General features: G+C 39.2%; 1 protein-coding gene. It reads left to right on the forward strand.

Annotation, left to right across the window (positions count from 1 at the left end):
• On the forward strand, positions 1-927 hold a 927-nt coding region (gene dusB / locus HET73_RS07325), incomplete at its 5' end, for a tRNA dihydrouridine synthase DusB (protein ID WP_246210289.1).
• Between the last annotated feature and the right edge of the window lie 710 nt (positions 928-1,637).

Consider the following 1,637-nt stretch of genomic DNA (forward strand, 5'->3'; position numbering starts at 1 on the left):
CCAATGTCTGGAGTGACTGATTATCCATTTAGAAGTATTGTAAAAAAAACTTGGTGCAAGTTTATTAGTCTCAGAGATGATCGCCAGCAGAGCTATGATTTTGAAAACTCGCCAGAGTATGCAAAAGTTGATGAGTTAACTGCTGTGCATCTTGCTGGATGCGAGCCGAATGTTATGGCAGAGGCTGCAAAATTAAATGAAGATATGGGAGTTAAAATCAAAGACATAAATTTTGGTTGCCCAGTTAAAAAAGTTGTGAACGGTTACGCGGGATCAGCACTAATGCGTGATGAAAAAAAGGCTGCTGAGATAATTGAAGCTGTAGTTAAGGCAGTAAGTGTGCCGGTTACGGTAAAAATGCGCACTGGATGGAACGATGAAAATCGTAATGCCCCACGTTTAGCGAAGATTGCAGAAAATCTTGGAGCAAAGATGATCACTGTGCATGGAAGAACAAGGGTACAGCTTTATAATGGCCAAGCAGATTGGAAGTTTGTTCGAAATGTTAAAGAGCAAGTAAAAATTCCGGTTATAATAAACGGCGACATAAAAAACCTGGACGATATTCAGAAAGCTCTCAAAGAATCTGGAGCTGATGGAGTGATGATAGGTCGGGGCGCTTATGGCAAACCCTGGCTGATTAATCAAGCAATGCACTTTATAAGTGGAAGCGAAATCTCCGAACCAACAGCTTCAGAGAGATTAAGCATCATACTTGAACATTACGACAGTATTCTTGAGTATGACGGAAACGACACGGGAATAAAGATGGCTCGCAAACATATAGGCTGGTACAGTAGTGGATTTAAAAACTCATCTGAATTCCGTGTAAGAGTAAATAACATGACAGATAGCATGGAAGTAAAAGAAAATATGGTTAGCTTTTTCAATTCTTGCATAACCTACACCTTCTTGTCATCCAAGTAGCCCTATGGTATTATCCCAGTCTTGTCATCCCAGCCCTCCCCTACTTGTCATCCAAGTACCTCTCCTCCTGTCATCCCACTGCTCTTTTCTTGTCATCCCAGTGCCCTCCTCCTGTCATCCCAGCCCCTCCACTTCTTGTCATCCCAGTACTGGGATCTAATTTACTCTATAATGATGTCATCTCAGCCAGGTCTCAAATGCAGGTTGAAAACTGGCTGGAATGACATCTTTCTACTCTTTTCATAATTGCAATTAAAAACATTAAGAAATTTACCAAATGGAGAAAAAGGCAAAAGAATCCCCGTGGGTGGCTAGTTATTTACATTTAACTTTCAAACATGGCGTTCTCTTATTCTAAACGTCTAATTATTGCGACTCAGTTGCTTTTGAAGTCTCAATTATAAACGTTAAGAAATTTACTAAACAGAAAAAAGACAAAAGAAACCTAGGGCAGCTAGTTATTCACTATCATTTTATCAGTTGGCGTTTTTAATCTTTTTAAGCGCCCAAATAGGCGCAATTCACAGCACTAGTCGATAATGTAGACAACAATGTACAATACATGAGGTGCACATAGTGCAAAAAAATTAAACATGAGACGCCAGATATACTAAGTTTTTTGTCATTTAATCTGTACAGAGAAGATAAATAATCAGCTTCATTTTCATTGTAATGCGATTGAAGGGGGTTATCAAGGGGTATTTAATCTA

The organism is Wolbachia endosymbiont of Atemnus politus, from assembly GCF_013309895.1.